This is a genomic window from Puia sp. (assembly GCF_036500295.1).
GTDB lineage: Bacteria > Bacteroidota > Bacteroidia > Chitinophagales > Chitinophagaceae > Puia.
On sequence record NZ_DASYCH010000063.1, the window covers coordinates 1 to 6558 of the forward strand.

The following is a 6558-nucleotide window of genomic DNA, read 5'->3' on the forward strand; positions in this document are numbered from 1 at the left end:
ATCACTGCAATTGTTTGCCAATATCCGCCCGGTAGCCACCTACCCGGCCCTCCAGCACCTCTCCCCCCTGAAAGCAAAGATCCTCGACGGCGTAGACTTTATCATCTTCCGCGAACTGACCGGCGGCATCTATTTCGGGAATAAAGAATTGAACGCAGAAGGCACCCGGGCCTTCGACGACTGCACCTATACCCGCGACGAGATCGAACGCATCGCCCATCTCGCTTTTAAAAAAGCACAACAACGCAGGAAAAAACTGACCCTCGTCGACAAAGCCAACGTGCTGGAAACATCCCGCCTCTGGAGAAAGGTCGTACAGGATATCGCCGGCCAATACCCCGACGTAAAAGTCTACTTCCTCTTCGTAGACAATGCCGCCATGCAGATCATCCTCAATCCAAAACAATTCGACGTCGTCCTGACCGAAAATATGTTCGGGGATATCCTCAGCGATGAAGCCAGCGTGATCAGCGGCTCCCTCGGACTGCTCCCCTCCGCCTCCATCGGCAAGGGCGCCGCCCTGTTCGAACCCATCCATGGCTCCTATCCCCAGGCCACCGGTAAAGACATCGCCAACCCCCTCGGCAGCATCTTATCCGCAGCCATGCTGCTGGATCACTTCGGCATGCACACGGAAGCAGATAGGATCCGCGAAGCCGCCAACTGGACACTGCAGAATGGCTTCGTAACAAAAGATATCGACCCCATCAATTTCTACTTCACCTCCACGATCGGCGAACTCATCAGCGATTATGTAGGCGGAAAGATCCCGGGCGATGTCCATAAAAACAATATCGAATTAAGAAAGTCGACGATCATTTAACCGGTCATCGCCCCCTCCCCGCGCCCGCGACCAGCGCAGTGAAACGGTAATGGAAGAAAAATAGTCGCAAAAGTTCTTTGTTTATTCATTTGGTGGAAGTACATTCGTTGTATCAAACATCCTTCGTGGACCAACGCAGTATACATATCACCAGAAAATTCCCCACCGCAATAGCAATAATTATTGTGGTCGTGGTGATTATTATTCCTGCAAGTCAGGGAGGAGGGTGGTACTAACAAAATAAAAAAAACAAAATACCAGCGACCCGCCTCCCCGAGGCGGGTCGCTTTTTTTTAAACATCTTATCATGGCATACTATAATGAAAATACGGTCCTCTGGCTCGACGGCTCGATCATAAAAGCGGCCGAAGCAAAAACTGACCTCTACGGCCAGTCACTCCACTACGGCTACGCCGTTTTCGAAGGCATCCGCTCCTACCGGACCGCAGCCGGCGACACAAAGATCTTCAAGGCCGTCGAACACTACGACCGCCTCCAACGATCCGCCGCCGCCATGAATATGCCTTTTGACTACAGCACAACGGAATTGATCGCCGCCACCTACGATGTCCTGGCAAAAAATAAGCTGCAGGACGCCTATATCCGGCCCGTCGTCTATGCCCCCGCCAACATGAGCTTCAACCTCAATACCGAATCCTATACCGCTATCCAGGCCTGGGAAATGGCGCCCTTCCTCGGTGATAAACTGTTGCGCGTCATGACCTCTTCCTTCCAACGCCCAAACCCGAAAGGATTTAAGATCGAAGCAAAAGCCTCCGGCCATTACGTCAACTCGATCCTCGCCAGCCAGGAAGCAAAAGGCAAAGGCTTCGATGAAGCCCTCCTCACCGATATGAACGGCCACGTAGCAGAAGGCCCCGGCGCCAACGTTTTCTTCGAAAAGAACGGAAAACTATTTACCCCCGCCACCGGCAATATCCTTCCAGGCATCACCCGCGCCACGGTCCTGGAGATCTGCCACGAACTGGATATCCCCATCGAAGAAGGCCAATACTCAACCCGCGACCTGCTACAGGCAGACGCCGCCTTCTTCTGCGGAACCGCCGCCGAAGTGATCGGCTGGCATTCGCTGGATGACAAACCCTTCGGCAAACCCTTTCCCGATACCCTTAGCCGCCGGATCCAACTGACCTACAAGGATAAAGTCATTGAAAAACAAACAGAATTGGCAACAATATAATTAGCATCAACAAACTAAAATCACCCCAACGACATAACCAGTAGCAACAAATTATTAATTATTCTCAATAGCAATGGAACTAAACAAATACAGCAAGACCCTCACACAGGATATAACACAACCCGCCGCCCAGGCAATGTTCTACGGCATCGGACTGACAGACGATGACCTGAAAAAAGCACAGGTAGGCATCGCCAGCATGGGCTACGATGGCAATACCTGTAATATGCACCTCAACGACCTCGCCCACCTCGTAAAAAAAGGGACCTGGGAAAACGACCTCGTCGGCCTCATCTTCAACACGATCGGCGTCAGCGACGGCATGAGCAACGGCACCGACGGCATGCGCTATTCCCTGGTCAGCCGCGATATTATCGCAGACTCGATCGAAGCCGTCTGCGGCGCTCAATACTACGACGGCCTGATCGCCCTGCCCGGCTGCGATAAGAATATGCCCGGCAGCCTGATCGCCATGGGACGCCTTAACCGCCCCTCCATCATGGTCTACGGCGGCACGATCGCCCCCGGCCACTACAAAGGACAAGACCTCAATATCGTCTCCGCCTTCGAAGCCCTCGGACAAAAGATCGCCGGCAAACTCGACGATGCGGATTTCAAAGGCATCGTCATGAACTCCTGCCCCGGCGCCGGCGCCTGCGGAGGCATGTACACCGCCAATACCATGGCCGCCGCCATCGAAGCCCTCGGAATGAGCCTCCCCTTCTCCTCCTCCAACCCCGCCCTCAGCGATGAGAAGAAGAAGGAATGCCTCGCCGCAGGCGCCGCCATCCGCCTCCTCCTGGAAAAAGATATCAAACCAAAGGACATCATGACCCGCGAAGCGTTCGAGAACGCCATCACCACCATCATGATCCTCGGCGGCAGCACCAACGCCGTCCTCCACCTGATCGCCATGGCGAAAAGCGTCGACGTCCCGCTCACACAAAACGACTTCCAGGCGATCAGCGATAAGATCCCCGTTCTGGCAGACTTCAAACCCAGCGGTAAATACCTGATGCAGGACCTCCACGAACACGGAGGCATACCCGCCGTGATGAAATACCTCCTTGAAAAAGGGCTGCTCCACGGCCATTGCCTTACCGTCACCGGCAAGACGATCGCCGAAAACCTGGCCGCCGTCCCCTCCCTGGATTTTAATAAACAAGCTATTATCCACCCCCTCGAACGCCCGATCAAGGCGACCGGCCACCTGCAGATCCTCTATGGCAACCTCGCAGAAGGCGGCAGCGTAGCAAAGATCAGCGGCAAAGAAGGCGAACGCTTCGAAGGCCCCGCCAGGGTTTTTGATGGTGAACACGAACTGATCGCCGGCATCAACTCCGGAAAGATCCAGCCAGGTGACGTCGTCGTCATCCGCCACGTCGGCCCCAAAGGCGCACCCGGCATGCCGGAAATGCTAAAACCTACCTCCGCCCTCATCGGCGCCGGCCTGGGAAAAAGCATCGCCCTGATCACCGACGGACGCTTCAGCGGCGGCACCCACGGCTTCGTCGTGGGCCATATCACCCCCGAAGCCTACGAAGGCGGCGCCATCGCCCTCGTCAATGACAACGACACCATCGAACTCGACGCGACAAAAAACACCATCACCCTCAAAATAACGCCCGAAGAACTGGCCCGGAGAAAAGCCGCCTGGAAACAACCACCACTAAAAGCGACAAAAGGTCTCTTATACAAATACGCAAAACAAGTAAAGAACGCCGCCGAAGGCTGCGTAACCGACGAACTATGATATTCCGGCGGACCCGGGTCCGTTTCACAATTAAAAAAAGCATTTTATGACCAATACCACCACAACATCCGCCCCCGACACAGCCAGGACAAAAGCCAAATCCGCAGGCGCTTCCTCGGGAAAAGCTACGGCCCCCGTGGTGCGGGAGTTGACAGGCTCCGCCGCCGTCCTCGAAGCATTTATCGCGGAAGGAGCCGACATTATCTTCGGATACCCCGGCGGCGCGATCATGCCCATCTACGACGCCCTCTATGACTACCAGGACAAACTCACCCATATCCTCGTCCGCCACGAACAGGGAGCCACCCACGCCGCCCAGGGCTTCGCCCGCTCCTCCGGCAAGACAGGCGTGGTCTTCGCTACCAGCGGACCCGGCGCCACCAACCTTGTCACCGGCCTCGCCGACGCCATGATCGACAGTACCCCCCTCGTCTGTATCACCGGCCAGGTCTTCGCCCACCTCCTCGGCACCGACGCCTTCCAGGAAACCGACGTGATCAATATCACTACCCCGGTAACAAAATGGAACTACCAGGTGACCGACGCCACCGAGATCCCCTCCGTCCTCGCCAAGGCCTTTTATATCGCCGGCAGCGGCCGCCCCGGACCCGTACTCATCGATATCACAAAGAACGCCCAGATCCAGAAATTCAATTACGAAGGATATAAGAAATGTGAACATATCCGCAGCTATCGCCCAAAACCGATCGTCCGCTCGGAACCGATCGCGGAAGCCGCCCGCCTCATCAACGAAGCAAAAAAACCCTTTGTCCTCTTCGGCCAGGGCGTTATCCTCGGCAAAGCAGAAAAAGAATTCAAGACCTTCGTTGAAAAAAGCGGCATCCCCTCCGCCTGGACGATCCTCGGCCTCAGCGCCCTTCCCACCAGCCACCCCCTCAACGTAGGTATGCTGGGTATGCACGGCAACTACGGCCCCAACGTCCTGACCAACGAATGCGATGTAATGATCGCGATCGGCATGCGCTTCGACGACCGCGTCACCGGCCGCCTCGATAAATACGCCCGGCAGGCAAAAGTGATCCACCTCGACATCGACCCCGCCGAGATCGATAAGAACGTAAAGGCTACCGTCGGCATCTGGGGCGATTGCAAGGAAACCCTCCCCCTGCTCACCGAACTCGTCGATAAAAAAACCCACCCCGAATGGCTTCAACGTTTCAGGGATTTTTACCGCCAGGAAGACGAAGCCGTCATCCACGACGAACTGAACCCCACCACCGGCCAACTGACGATGGGCGAAGTCATGAAATCCCTCAATGAACTGACCGGCGGCAACGCTATCATCGTAACCGATGTAGGCCAACACCAAATGGTAGCCTGCCGCTATGCAAAATTCAACGAATCAAAAAGCAATATCACCTCCGGCGGCCTCGGCACAATGGGCTTCGGACTCCCCGCCGCCATCGGCGCTAAATTCGGAGCCCCCGATAGAACGGTGGTTGCCATCACAGGCGACGGCGGCTTCCAGATGACACTCCAGGAACTGGGAACGATCATGCAATGCGGCGTAGATATCAAGATCCTGATCCTCAACAACCGCTTCCTCGGCATGGTCCGCCAATGGCAACAACTGTTCAACGACCGGCGCTATTCCTTCGTGGACATCGCCAGCCCCGACTTCGTCCAGGTGGCCAAAGCCTATGGCATCGCCGGACAAAGCGTCGAAAAAAGAGAAGACCTGCACGCCGCCCTGTCCGCCATGCTCAGCCATAAAGGCTCTTATCTGCTGGAAGTATTCACCGGGAAAGAGAACAACGTTTTCCCCATGGTACCCCAGGGATGCAGCGTCAGCGAGATCAGACTTAAATAACAGCGCACCGCCCGCCGGTCCCGATAACAAATGGACCCGGTACGCACCAATGAATAGAACATGACAACAACGCTCGATACAAAATGGAATGCCGGCCTTTACGACGACAAACACAATTTTGTCTTCAAATTTGGCGAAGACGTCGTACAACTGCTGGCCCCCCAACAAGGAGAAAGGATCCTCGACCTCGGCTGCGGCACCGGTTATCTCACTAACCTGATCGCACAAGCAGGCGCCCGCGTCATCGGCATCGACCACTCAGCCTCCATGATCGGACGCGCCGCCGCAGCCTATCCCGATCTCGACTTCCGCGTTTTGTCCGCTACCAGTTTTCATTTCGATACCCCATTCGACGCCGTTTTCTCCAACGCTACCCTTCACTGGGTGCTGGACAAAGAACAGGCCATCGACAATATCTATAAAGCCCTCCGCCCCGGCGGCCGCTTCATCCTCGAAATGGGCGGCAAAGGAAATGTAGAGGAGATCGTCGTCGCCACCCGCAAAGTCCTCACCCGCCACGGATACTATAGCAACGCCGCCACCCAGCTCTGGTATTTTCCCTCACTGGGCGAATACAGCACCCTCCTGGAAAAAAGAGGCTTCCGCGTTCGCTTCGCCTCCCACTTTGACCGGCCCACCCAACTACAGGATACCGACAACGGTATAAAAGACTGGATCAAAATGTTCGGCAACGCCTTCTTTAAGGATATCCCCGACTCCGCCATCGAACCGGTTCTCGACGAGATCCAGGAGGCGGTACGGCCCACGAATTTCAGAAACCATAACTGGTACGGCAATTATAAAAGATTACGCATAGAAGCCATCAAACAATAAAAAACAAACATTCGACAAACTAAAAGATCAGGCATAAATAAACACAAGAGCAAACATTCAACAAACTAAAAGAGCAAACATTCAACAAACCACAAGAGCAAACATTTAACAAACTA

General features: G+C 55.0%; 5 protein-coding genes. All 5 read left to right on the top strand.

The features are described from left to right. The coding region (gene leuB, locus VGM48_RS13625) for a 3-isopropylmalate dehydrogenase (protein WP_331579965.1) at positions 1 to 823 on the top strand (823 nt) is incomplete at its 5' end. Positions 824 to 1130: 307 nt separating this feature from the next. Beyond that, positions 1131 to 2024, top strand: coding sequence for a branched-chain-amino-acid transaminase (gene ilvE / locus VGM48_RS13630; protein ID WP_331579967.1), 894 nt, complete (start codon positions 1131 to 1133; stop codon positions 2022 to 2024). A gap of 73 nt (positions 2025 to 2097) precedes the next feature. Next, positions 2098 to 3777: a dihydroxy-acid dehydratase gene (gene ilvD, locus VGM48_RS13635; protein WP_331579969.1), complete on the top strand. Its 1680-nt coding sequence runs from the start codon at positions 2098 to 2100 to the stop codon at positions 3775 to 3777. A gap of 46 nt (positions 3778 to 3823) precedes the next feature. After that, positions 3824 to 5608, top strand: a complete 1785-nt coding sequence (gene ilvB, locus VGM48_RS13640; RefSeq protein ID WP_331579971.1) for a biosynthetic-type acetolactate synthase large subunit — start codon at positions 3824 to 3826, stop codon at positions 5606 to 5608. Positions 5609 to 5668: 60 nt separating this feature from the next. Further along, positions 5669 to 6442 (top strand): class I SAM-dependent methyltransferase, encoded by a 774-nt coding sequence (locus tag VGM48_RS13645; RefSeq protein ID WP_331579973.1) that lies wholly within the window; start codon positions 5669 to 5671, stop codon positions 6440 to 6442. Positions 6443 to 6558 lie beyond the last annotated feature (116 nt).